The organism is Arsenophonus sp. aPb, assembly GCF_029873475.1.
Classification (GTDB): domain Bacteria; phylum Pseudomonadota; class Gammaproteobacteria; order Enterobacterales; family Enterobacteriaceae; genus Arsenophonus.
The window spans coordinates 1,610,896-1,626,571 of record NZ_CP123499.1; the positions used below are offsets into that span (position 1 = coordinate 1,610,896).

13 protein-coding genes are annotated in these 15,676 nt (G+C 37.2%); 5 read left to right on the top strand and 8 right to left on the bottom strand.

Translation table 11 applies throughout. The annotated features are described in order from the left end of the window. Positions 1 to 2 precede the first annotated feature (2 nt). The 4 genes from QE177_RS07170 (at position 3) to osmB (ending at position 3,838) form a co-directional block, all read left to right on the top strand. Complete coding sequence (locus QE177_RS07170; RefSeq protein WP_280552236.1) at positions 3 to 737, top strand: electron transport complex subunit E; 735 nt, start codon at positions 3 to 5, stop codon at positions 735 to 737. Next, complete coding sequence (nth, locus tag QE177_RS07175; RefSeq protein WP_280548283.1) at positions 730 to 1,371, top strand: endonuclease III; 642 nt, start codon at positions 730 to 732, stop codon at positions 1,369 to 1,371. Before QE177_RS07170 ends, nth begins: the two co-directional genes overlap by 8 nt. A 141-nt stretch (positions 1,372 to 1,512) precedes the next feature. Continuing rightward, positions 1,513 to 3,459 carry an exoribonuclease II gene (locus QE177_RS07180; RefSeq protein WP_280548285.1) on the top strand — a complete coding sequence of 649 codons (1,947 nt, stop codon included), beginning with the start codon at positions 1,513 to 1,515 and terminating at the stop codon, positions 3,457 to 3,459. 160 nt (positions 3,460 to 3,619) lie between these two features. Next, entirely contained in the window at positions 3,620 to 3,838 is a 219-nt protein-coding gene (gene osmB, locus QE177_RS07185) for an osmotically-inducible lipoprotein OsmB (protein WP_280548287.1), read from the top strand. A 62-nt stretch (positions 3,839 to 3,900) separates the two neighbouring features. Here the strand turns inward: osmB and yciH are convergent, their stop codons facing one another. From yciH to QE177_RS07205, 4 genes are read right to left on the bottom strand one after another with little or no spacing between them, the layout of a single operon-like run. Beyond that, on the bottom strand, positions 3,901 to 4,221 hold the full coding sequence (gene yciH, locus QE177_RS07190) for a stress response translation initiation inhibitor YciH (protein WP_280548289.1): 321 nt from the start codon (positions 4,219 to 4,221) through the stop codon (positions 3,901 to 3,903). Then, positions 4,218 to 4,955 carry an orotidine-5'-phosphate decarboxylase gene (gene pyrF / locus QE177_RS07195; protein ID WP_280548291.1) on the bottom strand — a complete coding sequence of 246 codons (738 nt, stop codon included), beginning with the start codon at positions 4,953 to 4,955 and terminating at the stop codon, positions 4,218 to 4,220. Before pyrF ends, yciH begins: the two co-directional genes overlap by 4 nt. A gap of 44 nt (positions 4,956 to 4,999) precedes the next feature. Continuing rightward, positions 5,000 to 6,169 carry a lipopolysaccharide assembly protein LapB gene (gene lapB, locus QE177_RS07200; protein WP_280548293.1) on the bottom strand — a complete coding sequence of 390 codons (1,170 nt, stop codon included), beginning with the start codon at positions 6,167 to 6,169 and terminating at the stop codon, positions 5,000 to 5,002. 6 nt (positions 6,170 to 6,175) lie between these two features. Continuing rightward, positions 6,176 to 6,493 carry a LapA family protein gene (locus tag QE177_RS07205; protein ID WP_280548295.1) on the bottom strand — a complete coding sequence of 106 codons (318 nt, stop codon included), beginning with the start codon at positions 6,491 to 6,493 and terminating at the stop codon, positions 6,176 to 6,178. Positions 6,494 to 7,036: 543 nt separating this feature from the next. Between QE177_RS07205 and ribA the strand changes: the two genes are divergently transcribed. Continuing rightward, complete coding sequence (gene ribA / locus QE177_RS07210) at positions 7,037 to 7,639, top strand: GTP cyclohydrolase II (protein ID WP_280548297.1); 603 nt, start codon at positions 7,037 to 7,039, stop codon at positions 7,637 to 7,639. Positions 7,640 to 7,703: 64 nt separating this feature from the next. Here the strand turns inward: ribA and acnA are convergent, their stop codons facing one another. The 4 genes from acnA to topA all read right to left on the bottom strand — a co-directional run bounded on the left by acnA (position 7,704) and on the right by topA (position 15,150). Next, complete coding sequence (acnA, locus tag QE177_RS07215; protein ID WP_280548299.1) at positions 7,704 to 10,376, bottom strand: aconitate hydratase AcnA; 2,673 nt, start codon at positions 10,374 to 10,376, stop codon at positions 7,704 to 7,706. Between the two features lie 237 nt (positions 10,377 to 10,613). After that, positions 10,614 to 11,588: an HTH-type transcriptional regulator CysB gene (gene cysB / locus QE177_RS07220; protein WP_280548301.1), complete on the bottom strand. Its 975-nt coding sequence runs from the start codon at positions 11,586 to 11,588 to the stop codon at positions 10,614 to 10,616. Between the two features lie 332 nt (positions 11,589 to 11,920). Further along, complete coding sequence (sodC, locus tag QE177_RS07225) at positions 11,921 to 12,445, bottom strand: superoxide dismutase [Cu-Zn] SodC (RefSeq protein WP_280548303.1); 525 nt, start codon at positions 12,443 to 12,445, stop codon at positions 11,921 to 11,923. A 104-nt stretch (positions 12,446 to 12,549) separates the two neighbouring features. Beyond that, positions 12,550 to 15,150, bottom strand: coding sequence for a type I DNA topoisomerase (gene topA, locus QE177_RS07230; RefSeq protein ID WP_280548305.1), 2,601 nt, complete (start codon positions 15,148 to 15,150; stop codon positions 12,550 to 12,552). Between the last annotated feature and the right edge of the window lie 526 nt (positions 15,151 to 15,676).

A 15,676-nucleotide genomic window follows, 5' to 3' on the forward strand; every position in this document is an offset into this window, starting at 1 on the left:
CCATGAACGAAACTAAAAAACTTTTTATCCAAGGATTATGGAAAAACAATTCGGCACTGGTTCAATTATTAGGTTTATGCCCGTTGCTAGCGGTTTCTTCAACCGCCACTAACGCGTTAGGATTAGGACTGGCAACAACATTAGTGCTGTTTTTTACCAATATTACCGTCTCAACATTTCGTCATTGGATCCCAAATGAAATACGTATTCCTATTTATGTCATGATTATTGCATCGGTTGTCTCCGCTGTGCAGATGTTAATAAACGCCTATGCCGTTGGTTTATATCAATCTTTAGGTATTTTTATTCCGCTGATCGTTACTAACTGTATTGTTATTGGGCGGGCTGAAGCTTATGCCGCCAAAAATAATGTCTATCACTCAGCAATCGATGGTTTGGCAATGGGTGTGGGTGCGACAATGGCGCTATTTTTTTTAGGTGCAATGCGAGAAATTTTAGGTAACGGGACATTATTTGATGGTGCAAATTTGCTATTAGGAGAATGGGCAAAAATATTACGTATTGAAGTTATTCATCTTAATTCGCCTTTTTTATTAGCTATATTACCCCCTGGGGCTTTCATTGGATTAGGATTGATGCTAGCAGGTAAATATTTAATCGATGAAAGAATAAAAAAATATATCAGTCAAAAACAACAACTCACTGTTGTAAAATCAACTTCTTTCCCCAACAAAAGTCATTTAGCCAAGGATCAAGAGCAAATAAAATATGAATAAACAAAAGCGGATAGCCATCTTGACTCGCTTGCGTGATAACAATCCAACACCAACAACCGAGCTTACTTTTAATTCGCCTTTTGAATTACTTATTTCTGTCTTACTTTCCGCTCAAGCAACGGATATTAGTGTCAATAAAGCCACAGCAAAACTCTACCCCGTCGCTAATACAGCTGAAAAAATGCTGGACCTTGGTCTCGATGGAATAAAGCGTTATATCAAAACAATCGGCTTATTTAATACCAAAGCTGAAAATATTATTAAAACCTGTCAGATATTGATTGATAAATATAACGGCGCGGTCCCCGAAGATCGCGAAGCATTGGAATCCTTACCCGGTGTTGGTCGTAAAACCGCCAATGTGGTATTGAACACCGCCTTTGGCTGGCCAACAATTGCTGTTGATACCCATATTTTCCGCGTTTGTAATCGCACAAATTTTGCACCAGGTAAGAATGTTATCGAGGTTGAACAAAAGTTGCTCAAAGTAGTACCGACTGAATTTAAAGTGGATTGTCACCACTGGTTTATATTACACGGCCGTTACACATGTATTGCCAGAAAGCCACGCTGTGGCGCTTGTATTATTGAAGATTTATGTGAATTTAACGACAAACAATACCCAACAACCTAACAATTAACAAATGGTATTTGCAAGACGAACTTTAAATACACCATTGTTAAAGTGACAAATATTATTATTCTGCTTGCCCACAGCACTCAACTTGAGCAAAATGTGGGTAAATTTTAATTTAATGACACAAATACGGATAGTATGTTTCAAGATAACCCGCTGCTAGCGCAGCTAAAACAGCAATTACATGCCCAAACACCTCGTGTTGAAGGGATTGTTAAAAGTACAGAAAAAGGTTTTGGTTTTCTTGAGGTCGATGGAACGAAAACTTATTTCATTCCACCACCACAAATGAAAAAAGTGATGCATGGTGATCGGATCATCGCCACTATTCACACCAATAAAGATCGCGAAATGGTTGAACCAGAGCAATTAGTTGAACCCTTTCTTACCCGATTCGTAGGACGAATTCAAAAAAGAAATAGTGATAACCGACTTTATGTCAAACCCGATCATCCAATTTTAAAAGAAAATATTTTTTGTCGTCCGGCACAACATCTTAGTCATGACTTTGCGCACAATGATTGGGTAATAGCCGAGATTCGTCGTCATCCATTAAAAAATCAAGGTGGGTTTCAAGCTGAAATTACCCAATATATTACTGATGGTGATGACCATTTCGCCCCTTGGTGGGTAACACTAAGTCGACATCAATTAGAGCGCGAAGCACCAAAAATGCAAAGCTGCGCAATTGAAGAACAGACATCAGAGCGCCATGATCTTACTCATCTCAACTTTATTACTATTGACAGTGCCAGCACTGAAGATATGGATGATGCACTTTATATAGAGCGGATTGATGATAATCAATTACGCCTTTTTGTTGCTATTGCCGATCCAACCAGTTATATCCCGCTAAATAGTGAGTTAGATACCATAGCCCAACAGCGTGGATATACCAATTACTTACCTGGTTTCAATATTCCAATGTTACCACGTGAATTATCGGATGATTTGTGCTCTCTACGCCCTAATGAGCGCCGCCCTGCGCTAGTCTGTCAATTTGATATCAAGCAAGATGGACAATTAGCTGAAAATATTCAATTTTGCCTGGCCTGGATCGAATCAAAAAACAAGTTGGTTTACGATGATGTTTCTGACTGGTTAGAACAGCAAGATAAATGGCAAAACGAAAATGAAATAATCAAACAGCAAATATTATTGCTCAATGAAATGTGCGAAAAACGTTCTGCCTGGCGCCTAGCCCATGCATTGGTATTTAAGGATCGACCAGACTATCGCTTTGTACTTGATGAAAATGGTAATGTTAATAACATTTTGGCGGAAAAACGTCGAATTGCTAATCGTATTGTCGAAGAAGCGATGATTGCCGCCAATCTTTGTGCAACAAAAGTATTAAAAGATAAATTAGGATTTGGTATTTTTAATGCCCATAATGGCTTTGACCCCAGTCAAATTGATAACGTTATTGCCATTTTGCAAGAAAGTGATATCGAACAAAATGCAGAAACACTGTTAACCCTTGATGGATTTTGCCGTTTACGGCGTTTATTAGATGGCCAACCCACTCAATTTATAGATAGTAGAATACGCCGTTTTCAAGCTTTTGCTGAAATTAAAACCACACCGGCTGCCCATTATGGTTTAGGATTTGATGCCTATGCCACCTGGACATCTCCGATCCGTAAGTATACCGATATCATCAACCATCGTTTATTAAAAGCCATAATAAATAATGAGCAGCATAATGTCACAAAACCTGCTGAAACTTTGCTGGCAAAAATTACTGAACGCAAGCGTGCTAATCGTTTAGCTGAACGCGATGTGGGTGATTGGTTGTATGCGCGTTTTCTAAAACCTTTTGCTAAAACTAACACCATTTTTGCTGCTGAAATAACCGATATTACTCGAGGTGGGATCCGCATTCGTTTAACCGATAATGGCGCTAGTGCCTTTATTCCAGCACCTTTTATACATCCCGTGCGAGAAGAAATACAGTGTAGTCAAGAAGCAGGCGCTATACTTATTAAAGGTATTGCTGTTTATAAACTTAACGATGTGATTAACGTTCAACTTGAAGAAGTTCGAATGGAAACCCGCAATATTATTGCACGACTTGTGGCTTAAGGGCATTCCTCAGATAGCTTGTTGATAACGAGCTACCTGTACAGAATAGCGACTTTATTAATTTAGCTATTCCATTACTGGTTTGTCGAAAATTCTGATTAAAAAAAGTCGCTATTTGGTTTAATTTGAATTTAATATATCATATCAATAGGATAGAAGAATGAAGCGTTCAAAAAAACACACATTGCTAATATTAATATCGGTCTTTTCCCTCATGTCTATTACAGCCTGCTCTAATATGTCAAAACGCGATAAAAATACCGCTATCGGTGCTGGCATTGGTGCCGTCGGTGGGGCTATTCTGACTGAAGGAAGTGGATTAGGCACGGTAGGTGGTGCTGCTATTGGTGGTTTAATTGGTCACCAAGTCGCTAAATAATAGTCGCGCTCAACAAACAACAATAAAGCCAGTTAATTATCTGGCTTTATTTAACAATATGATTAGCCACCGGCCAGCTTAACCTTCATTCCTTTAGCTTCTAATAATTGCTTGATAAGCTCCCGTTTGTCACCCTGAATCTCAATATTACCCGCTTTAATTGAGCCACCTGAACCGCATTTTTTCTTTAACTCAGCAGCAAGCAAAATTAATTCATCTTTTTTCAAACCCAAGCCGGTAATAATACAAACTCCTTTACCCTTTCGCCCCGAGCTTTCACGTCTGATACGAATAATACCATCGCCTTTTGTTGGTGATGATTTTTTTTCTGTTTCGACAATTCTGCCACTTTCTGTCGAATAAACTAAACGCGAGTCACTCATTTTATCCATCCAATTGAACGATTAATTTGCGTCAGAGTTAACGCTGGATCCGCGCTATGAGTAATAGGACGACCAATAACCATATAATCAACTCCAGCATTAATAGCCTGCTCTGGTGTCATTATTCGCCGCTGATCACCCGCTTGTGCACCTGTGGGACGAATTCCCGGCGTAACTAATAAAAAATCATTACCGCAAGCTGATTTCAGTGTTAAAGCTTCATGAGCTGAACAGACAACGCCATCCACCCCACACTGGTTGACTAATTTTGCTAGTTGCAAAGCGCGATCAGCCGGTGTTTGTTTAATGCCAATCTGGTGTAGATCCGCTTGTTCCATACTGGTTAATACAGTGACCGCAATTAATAGTGGTGCATCTTTACCATACTCAACTAATGCTTCTTTAGCTGCCATCATCATTCTAGCGCCACCACATGCATGTACATTAACCATCCAAACACCAATTTCTGCAGCAGCTTTAACGGCCTGTGCAACGGTATTGGGAATATCATGAAATTTCAAATCTAAGAAAACGTGAAATCCTCGGTTATGTAGAGTTTGAATAAATTGTGGGCCATATAAAGTAAACATCTGCATACCCACCTTTAGGCGGCAATCCTGCGGGCTTATATTATCAACAAAAGATAATGCCTTAGTTAGATCATGATAATCTAATGCAACAATAACGGGGGAATTAGTAGAGACGGAAAGTTTATTTTGCGTACGGGCTATCATTTTTAACCTTTTTAAATTTAATAAATGTAATATCAGTTACGTTGTCACTGACCATCAAGGCCTTTTATTGGTTTGATCGTATCCCAAGAGCGGCATGAAGGACAATACCAATATAAAGAATGGGTAGTAAAACCACATTTACGACAACGGTAATCAGGTTTTAAACGAATTTGCTCACCAACCATATTGCGCAATAATTCTAAACTCTCTTTTGCTCTACCTTCTTCTGCGTCTGCTAAATGATAATCGATCAATTTATAAAACAATCGCATCGTTGGGTGACGTTCTAGCTGCTGTTTAATAAATATTTGTGCTTTTTCCGGTCCTTTTCTTTTTTCAATTATTTCTGCAAGATAAAGCTGTGCAGTTGCCCCACAATCGCCGGCAACACATTGCTGGATATAAGCTTCCCAATCATCCCAAGCCACTAAATGATAATAACATTCATAAAGCATGGCTAAAGTGTCACTAACTAAATCTCTATCTTGGTCAAAAACTTGCTTAAGTATTGAAATTGCTTTTTCATATTCACCACGAGCGATATGAATGCGTCCTTTCATAATAGAAACTCTCGCTCCGTTTTTATTTGCTTGGGCAGCTTTATTCAGTAAAAGAAATGCCCCATCTAGATTGTCACTACTCAATTCCATGAGCGCAAGTTCGCAATAAAAATGAGCTATTTCTTCTTTTAGTTGAGGATTGCCCATTTTGACTAATTTTTCAGCAACATCGATTGCTTTATGCCAATCGCTCGTTGCTTGATAAATAGTGAGTAAAGATTGGAGTGCACTAAAGCGAAAATCTTGCTCATCAACTAGCTGCAAAAAAATATTTCTTGCGCGATCATAAACCCCAGCCGCTAAATAATCGCGTCCAAGCTGCTGTGTGGCTAGTAGTTTCTGCTCAAATGATAATGAGTTACTTTCAAACAAGGATTGATGAATACGAATAGCTCGCTCAATCTCACCTCTTGAGCGGAAAAGATTTCCTAATGTTAAATGAGCTTCAAACGCCGAACTATCTTCTTTAAGCATATCCAAAAACAGATCAACAGCTTTATCTTGTTGATTAGACAGTAAGAAATTAACACCAGCTACATACTCACGGGATAAACGATCGGCACTTTGCTGTTTATCATGTTGAGCACTTCTGCGTCCCATATACCAACCATAGGCAGCGGCAATAGGCAGTAGCAGAAATAACAGCTCTAACATAAAAAATTACCTTTTTTCATTTGTAACAAGCGCCACTTTAGCGTCATGTTCACTTGGAGGTGATTCAACTAATTGACTTTCTAGTCGTTTAATTTTACGTCTTGCATTAGATAATGAAATTAATGCCTTAGCGTAAAATACCCCGCAAATAAGCCAACCCAATACGAATCCAACCGCAAAAAGGATTGCTAGTAATGTTGATATTGGATAGTCACCTTTGGCAATCAAATAATTAAATGTTATTATCTGATTATTGCTTGAGCCAAGTGTCACGGAAACAATAAAAATGGCTATAGCAAGTAATAAAATTAAAAAATATTTCACATTTTTTCCTATTATTGCTTAATGATAGAAAAGTGGTTAAATCACTTTTTTTGTTAACTTAACATTTGATAACCCAATAAAGAAAGCGAATTATATCAACACTCACCTTTTTATTTAAATAAACATTTCAATGGTAGATAACATAATGCATTATCACAAAAAATTTGCTAAATCATGTTAATGGTACAAAATTATTTTAATGAAAAATTTCTGCTTGAATTTATCCCGTTCCACGAAATACTAGTGTTGCTGGCTATTTTTTTCAATAAGTGAATAAACATTCAGATCATTTATTGAAATTAGCGCCCATTTCAATCACAAAGCTTCAATCTAAATTGATAAGCAAAATGTGCTTATAATTAAAATAGTTAATTTTTTAATAATCATATTGTAGTAATATGAACATAATCTTATCTGCTGATGATATCCACTAGCCTAGTAAAATATATAGGTGAAAAACAACTTGATAACTATATTTAACTATTTTTTAACGCATTTTTCCTTAATTTTAAATCCAGAGTTTTGTTCATTATGTATAACACTATGCAGCTAAAACGTATAGCTGAAGCCAAGCTACCCACTCCTTTTGGTGAGTTTCTCCTCGTTGGTTTTGAAGAAATCGTTAATGGTAATAATCATATAGCACTTATTTATGGTGATATTACTGATGGAAAACCCGTTCTTTCCCGTATCCACTCGGAATGTCTAACCGGTGATGCCTTATTTAGTTTACGTTGTGATTGTGGGTTTCAACTAGAAGCAGCACTTAAACAAATTGCACAAGAGGGTCGCGGAGTACTACTTTACCATCGTCAAGAAGGGCGTAATATCGGATTATTAAATAAAATACGCGCCTATTCTCTGCAGGATCAAGGTCTGGATACTGTTGAAGCTAATTTAAAACTTGGCTTTAAACCCGATGAGCGTGATTTTACTATCTGTGCGGACATGTATAAATTACTCGCTATCAATGAAGTGATATTATTAACGAATAATCCTAAAAAACTAGAAATTATGAAAGAAGCCGGAATTAATGTCGTAGAACGCGTTCCTCTTATTGTTGGTCGTAATCCTAAAAATAGCGACTATCTCAATGTAAAAGCCAGCAAATTAGGCCATATTCTATCTGATGATGACAAGACATAATCAACCAATTATTATCAAAAACTGTCTGTTTTTTACAGAGCAGTTTTTGATGGTTTAAATACATTTATTTTACCATTTGACGAATAACATAATGAAGAATACCGCCATGACGAAAGTATTCTAATTCAGTCATCGTATCAATTCGGCAACGCATAGCAATTGTCATTATCTGACCATTTTTATCAGTAATATTGACTGTAATCATCTCGCCTGGGGTAATCGATTGCAAGCCTGCAATGTCAATTGTCTCATCACCTGTCAATTTTAACGTTTTACGATTTACATTGGCCGGAAATTCTAACGGTAAAACCCCCATCCCAATCAAATTAGAGCGATGAATTCGTTCATAAGATTCAGCAATAACTACCCTTACTCCTAGAAGTAGCGTTCCTTTAGCCGCCCAGTCACGACTGGATCCGGAGCCATACTCTTTACCAGCAATAATAGCTAACGGTATTTTATTTTGCTGATATTGCATAGCGGCGTCATAAATAGCTAGCTGAGTCTGTGTGGGGATATAGCGAGTAAATCCCCCTTCAACACCAGGCAGCATTTCATTACGAATGCGTATATTGGCAAATGTACCTCGCATCATAACTTCATGATTACCTCGTCTTGAACCATACGAATTGAAATCTTTTGCTTGAACGCCATGTGATTGTAAGTAGTGACCAGCGGGACTATCCGCTTTAATATTGCCGGCTGGTGAAATATGATCGGTGGTAACAGAATCGCCTAATATAGCCAGAATATGGGCACCATGAATATCAGTGATAGGCGCTGGTACTAGCTGCATACCATCAAAGAAAGGTGGATTACGAATATAAGTTGAATCAGGCTGCCATGAATAAGTGGCTGAACTTTTTACATCAAGTGCCTGCCATGCTGCATCGCCATCAAAAACCGCATTATATTCTTTATGAAACATGTCAGATTTTACCAATTGTACTGCATTGGCAATTTCCTGACTGGTTGGCCAAATATCTTTTAGCAATACATCGTTACCATTCTTATCTTGTCCTAACGGCTCATTAGCAAGATTTATTTGCATATTACCTGCCAAAGCATAAGCTACTACTAAAGGTGGCGAAGCTAACCAGTTAGTTTTTACTAATGGATGGATCCTACCTTCAAAATTTCGATTACCTGATAGCACCGCACCGACAGTAAGATCATTTTTCTTGATTGCCTCTTCTATTGGCGACGGTAGTGGCCCTGAATTACCAATACAAGTGGTACAGCCATAACCGACTAGGTTGAAACCTAATTGATTTAAGTAATCCGTCAATCCGGCTTTAGCTAAATAATCAGTAACCACTTTTGAGCCTGGCGCTAACGAAGATTTTACCCAAGGCTTACGCTCTAAACCTTTTTCAACTGCTTTTTTGGCTAATAACCCTGCCGCCATTAAAACACTTGGGTTTGAAGTATTGGTACAGGAAGTTATTGCTGCAATAACGACCGCACCCTCTTGCAATTGAAAATTTTTACCAGCATAACTGACCGAGGGCGCATGCTGTTTGGTTGATTTATTTAATTCAAGATCAACTGAATTTTTAAACGCATGCGGAACCTGACTCAATTCAACCCGATCTTGAGGGCGTTTTGGTCCAGCCAGACTTGCTTCAACCAAGGCTAAATCTAAAGCTAATGTACTGGTAAAAATAGGTTCTTCGCCGGGATGACGCCATAATCCTTGTGTTTTTGTATAGTTTTCAACTAAAGCAATTTCTTCTTCCGAACGTCCTGTTAACCGCATATAACTTAACGTGATTTCATCAACGGGGAAAAAACCACATGTAGCACCATATTCAGGTGACATATTGGCAATGGTAGCGCGATCCGCGAGGGGTAAATCGGCCAAACCATCACCATAAAATTCAACAAATTTCCCCACTACACCATGTTGACGCAACATTTGCGTCACTGTCAAAACTAAGTCGGTAGCAGTGATCCCTTCTTTGAGTTTACCTGTTAATTTAAAACCAACTACATCAGGAATAAGCATCGAAATCGGTTGTCCCAACATCGCGGCTTCAGCTTCAATACCGCCTACCCCCCAACCTAAGACCCCCAAACCATTGATCATCGTGGTATGAGAATCTGTGCCAACCAATGTATCTGGATAAGCGAACAATTTTCCTTCTCGTTCTTCATACCACACTGCCTTACCTAAATACTCAAGATTTACCTGGTGACAAATACCCGTTCCGGGCGGCACAACCCTAAAACGATTAAATGCTTTTTGTCCCCAACGTAAAAAAAGGTAACGCTCATGATTGCGTTGCATTTCAAATTTTACGTTATCGGTAAAGGCTTGCGGGGTAGCAAATTCATCAACCATAACTGAATGGTCAATAATTAAATCGACAGGTGTTAATGGGTTTACCTTATTAACCTCACCACCTAATCGTTGCACGGCTTCACGCATTGCAGCAAGATCAACAACTGCTGGTACACCGGTAAAATCCTGCATCAAAACTCGGGCGGGTTGATAGGCAATTTCACGCTCAGCATGCCCAGTATGCTGCCAATCAACCATCGCCTGTAAATCTTTTAATACGACAGATTTTCCATCAAGATGGCGCAGCAAATTTTCAAACAGTACTTTAAGTGATTTTGGAAGATTCGAAATATCACCTAACTGTTTTGCTGCTTTAGACAAGCTAAAATATTCATAGTGTTTACTTCCAGCGGAGAGTGTGGATGCACAGTCCGTTCTTATACTTAACGACATAACTCCTCCTTTTTTTATTTTTTATCTAACTAGCAAAGGTGACGCATCTTATAAAGATATTATATTAGAAATATTTTTCGCTTAAGTAACACATAATGATCATTAAATATGATTTTGTTCAAAATAAATAAAAAAATATTAACGATAAATAGCTCTAGCTTGATATGAAATTAATGCATAAGAAAAAATATAAAATAAAAAATGGTTAATAGGAATAAATGCCAATTTTTACTAAAATTATATTGTTGGTAATTGAATCCCTTTAAACATCTCTTCGATTTCTTCATTTGAACGCAAAGAGATCGCTTTATCAACAACATCAGGTGTTAAATGTGGTGCAAAACGCCAAATAAAATCATACATATAACTACGTAGAAAACTATTACGATGAAAACCTATTTTTGTGGTGCTATAGCTGAACTTATCCCGCATATCAATAATAACTAAGTCTTGATCCAGAATAGGATCAACTGCCATGCTAGCAATAATTCCTATACCTAAACCTAATCTTACATAAGTCTTAATAACATCAGCATCTGTAGCAGTAAAAATAATCTTAGCCTGTAAACCTGCCTTAAAAAAAGCCTCATCCAACTCAGAACGACCGGTAAAACCATGGGTATAAGTCACAATCGGGTATTGAGCGAGTTCATTAATAGTAATATTTTTCTTGCCAGCCAAAGGATGATCTGCTTTAACGACAACCGATCGATTCCAATGATAACAAGGTAACATCACTAAATCTTTGTAAAGATGTAAAGCTTCAGTTGCAATAGCAAAGTCGCTATTTCCTTTACTGACATCTTCCGCAATTTGGATTGGCGAGCCCTGGCTCATATGTAAGGAAACTTGTGGATAATGTTCGATAAATTGCTTAATCACCGGAGGAAGAGCATACCTTGCTTGAGTATGTGTAGTAGCAATCGCCAATATGCCGCGATCAGGGTAAGTATGTTCACCAACGACTGCTCGAATAGCGTTCATTTTCGTCATCACTTCTCGAGCAATTTTTATCACTTCCTTTCCGGCGGGAGTAACATGCGTTAAATGTTTACCACTACGACCAAAAATTTGCACTCCAAGTTCATCTTCAAGCATACGAACCTGCTTGCTTATACCTGGTTGTGATGTATATAACCCTTCAGCTGTTGATGAAACATTTAAATTATGATTTTCAATCTCTACAATGTAACGTAATTGCTGTAATTTCATCTTATTCAGCGTCCTATAAATTGAATAAAGGATTAATTATTTAATAACTTATAGTAAGTATATTATAACAAAAAGAAATATAAGTGTTATTTATTATAATCAATAATATATGTGGTTGTGAATATAACAACAAATAAATTACAAATAAAATATTATTAATATAATTAACTTATTTTACTAACAATTAATTATATATTTATTAGTTATAATGAATATAAATTTTGACAAGATTTATTAATTGACTGAATGTTAAAAATAAAAAGCCAAACAAAGCCATTATCTATTACTAAAGATTTCCTAAACTAACTTTGCATGGCTTAAAAATAAATTAATTATTTAATAATACCGCAAACTACCCTTAAACCACCACCACCTAATGTTGCTGGATGATCTGAATAATTATCGCCACCTTCATGGATCATTAATGCTCTATTCTTAATTTGACTTATTAATTTTAAGCGCGGTGCTAAAATAGCATAATCAGCACTACCATTTGCATTAACGACTAAACCCGGTAAATCACCTAAATGCCCACTACTATCATATGGACCTTTATGTTTAGCCGTTTTATTGGGATCAAAATGGCCACCTGCTTTTCCTGCTGCTATTAACTTTCCCTCTTTTTGTAAAGCATCACAATTAGGATGTTCATGAATATGAAAACCATGTATTCCTGGCACTAGTCCTTGTAATTGCGGAGTAAACAATAAACCAAACTTCGTTTCCGTGATGGTAATTTTACCAACGGATTGACCGTTATTTTTTGCTGTAACTATCTGCATTGGGACTGTAATTGATTTGGCTAGCGAAGTTGCAGTGAAAAAAGCGCCCACAATTAGTAACATTTTTAATTTCATAGATATTAATCCTTGTTATGATTTGAAATACCGAGGATAAGTAAACTAAAAATTAGGCTACTGAAATCAGTAGCCTTGTTTAATTATAGGAAGCAGATAAGCTTTTATTTGTTTTTTTCTATCCATTTACCATCAATATAAAATGCACTCCAGCCAGTTGCTTTACCACTTTTTTCTGAGGAAATATATTGTTGTTTGGTCTTACGACTAAATCTAACAATTGTTTTATTACCCTCAGGATCTGTCAGTGGCGCTAAGGTTAAATAGCTAAATTTGGCGGGCAAACGATCTTTAAAACGCACCAATTCTTCAACCAATGGTGCGCGAGTCTCTCTTGATTTTGGAAAAGTGTTAGCAGCTAAAAATATTCCCGCCGCACCGTCTCTTAATACAAAGTAAGCATCTGATTTTTCACAAACTAATTCTGGCAGTGGAATAGGATCTTCTTTAGGTGGAGCCACTTCACCACTCTTTAAAATCTTACGAGTATTTTTACAAGCGTCATTCGTGCATCCCATATATTTGCCAAAGCGCCCCATTTTCAGATGCATTTCTGAGCCACATTTATCGCATTCAATAACTGGCCCATCATAGCCTTTAATACGGAATTCACCTTCTTCAACTTCATAACCATTACATACTGGATTATTACCACATACATGTAATTTACGTTTATTGTCAATAAGGTAACTATCCATCGCGGTGGTGCATTTAGGACATCTCCGGCGGGCCCGCAAAGCATGTGTTTCTACATCCTCTTCTTCTCCTACCAGAATATTTGATAATTCATCTTCTGGAATTAGATTAATTGTTTTTTTGCAACACTCTTTGGTTGGTAAGCTATAACCAGAACATCCAAGAAAAACACCCGTAGAAGCAGTTCTAATTCCCATTTTTCGGTGACAGTCAGGACATTCAATCGATGTTAATACCATCGGATTGGGTCGCATACCGCCTTCCTCAGGTGCCTTGTTGGCGTTTTCAAGCTGCTCAGTAAAAGCAGCAAAAAATTCATCTAAAACACTCTTCCACTCAATACGATCTTCTGCTATTAAGTCAAGTTGATCTTCCATTCGAGCAGTAAAATCATAGTCCATTAATTCACTAAAATTTTCATCTAACCGATCAGTAACTATTTCACCTATTTTTTCAGCATAAAAACGGCGATTTTCAACTTTTACATAGCCTCGATCTTGGATAGTTGAAATTATAACCGGATAGGTTGATGGCCGGCCAATTCCACGTTTTTCTAATTCTCTAACCAGTGAAGCTTCGCTAAAACGCGCAGGAGGTTTAGTAAAGTGTTGGCTGGGAGACAATTTATCTAATTCAAGCTGATTACCAACTTTAACCATTGGTAATATTTTATCTTCATCACCTTTGCGTAATGCAGGCATAACTTTGGTCCAACCATCAAAACGCAAAATACGCCCTTTAGCTTTCAATTCAAAATCTCCAGCTTTGACGGTTAATGTTGTTGAATCAAATTCTGCTGGTGTCATTTGGCACGCGACAAATTGGTTCCAAATCAGCTGATACAATTTTTTAGCATCCGCCTCCATCCCTGTTAAAGAGTCAACATTAACCTCAATATTTGAAGGACGAATAGCTTCATGTGCTTCTTGAGAACTTTTTTGATTGGTATAGACATTCCCCTGTTTAGGTAAATATTTTTTACCAAATTTATTCTCAATATAATCGCGGGCCATAGTTAAAGCATCCTGACTTAAGTTAGTCGAGTCAGTACGCATATAGGTAATATAACCTGCTTCGTAAAGCCGCTGTGCCATCATCATGGTTTTCTTAACGCCAAAGCCTAGACGTGTGCTTGCCGCTTGTTGCAGCGTTGAGGTAATAAAAGGGGCGCTAGGTTTACTAATTGTGGGGCGATCTTCGCGATCTGCTACCTGGTAATGTGCATCTTTTAATAATGCAACGGCAGCATCAATTTGTGCTTTGGTGATGGGTTTAAACGGTTTACCCTTTTCGTGTGTGACCTCCAGTCGAATTAATGCCGTATCAAGGGTAAGTAATTCGGCATGTAGCTGCCAATATTCTTGTGGAACAAATGCTTTAATTTCGCGTTCTCGTTCAACAATTAGACGCACAGCAACTGATTGAACACGACCAGCAGAAAGACCGCGAGCAATTTTTTTCCATAATAATGGTGAAACCATGTAACCAACAACCCGATCTAAAAAACGCCGAGCTTGTTGCGCATTAACACGATCAATATTTAATTCACCGGGATTATCAAAAGCCTGCTTAATCGCGTTTTTAGTAATTTCATTAAAAACTACTCGACTAAAGCGTTGATTATCACCACCAATCACTTCTCGCAAATGCCAGGCAATCGCTTCCCCCTCACGATCGAGATCCGTTGCCAGATAGATGTGTTCAGCGTCAGAAGCGAGCGATCTTAATTCAGCAACGACTTTTTCTTTGCCAGGTAAAATTTGATAATTAGCTTTCCACCCGTGGTATGGGTCAACTCCCATTCGATTTACAAGCGCCTCATGTTCATCTTTTTTTACTTTTTTAACCTTGTTGGCTGAGTTTGTATTCTTTTGTGAGCTGGAACCACCACTTTTTGGCAAATCACGTATATGCCCTACGCTGCTTTTAACAACGTAGTTATTACCAAGATATTTATTGATCGTCTTAGCTTTTGCCGGGGACTCCACAATAACAAGAGCTTTACCCATAGTTATCTTTACCTAAAATATTGTCTAAGCGTACTGGCTTTCAAGCCAGATGAAATGAAATCTCTTTTTATATTGCGTCAGATTTACAATATATCAACTTTTTTTTGCTTAAATACTTCGCCATAAAGATAAAAACCTTTGTTAATTCATACTGTAATCAGATTCAATAATACAATTTTGTCAGTAAAACCATGACAAAAGTAAAGCATAGTAAGTAATAAAAGGCCTACACTCTACCTGATAAAAAATGATGCGCAACCACTTATTTTATTCACTGCTATTCTTATAACAACAAAAATTACTTCAATAAGTTATGAATACATTATAAAAAAAATCAATAAAATTATATAAAAAGTATCAAAAACATTGTTCAAACAGATAAATAAATAAAATTTTTAGAAAGAAATTAATTTCCTAATAAAATAGCTTAATGATGGTATATAAAATTATTTATCATGTTTTTAAGTAATTAATTAATATTTTATTTGCAATAGAATAATTAAATTTTAACCATCACGTTATAAAA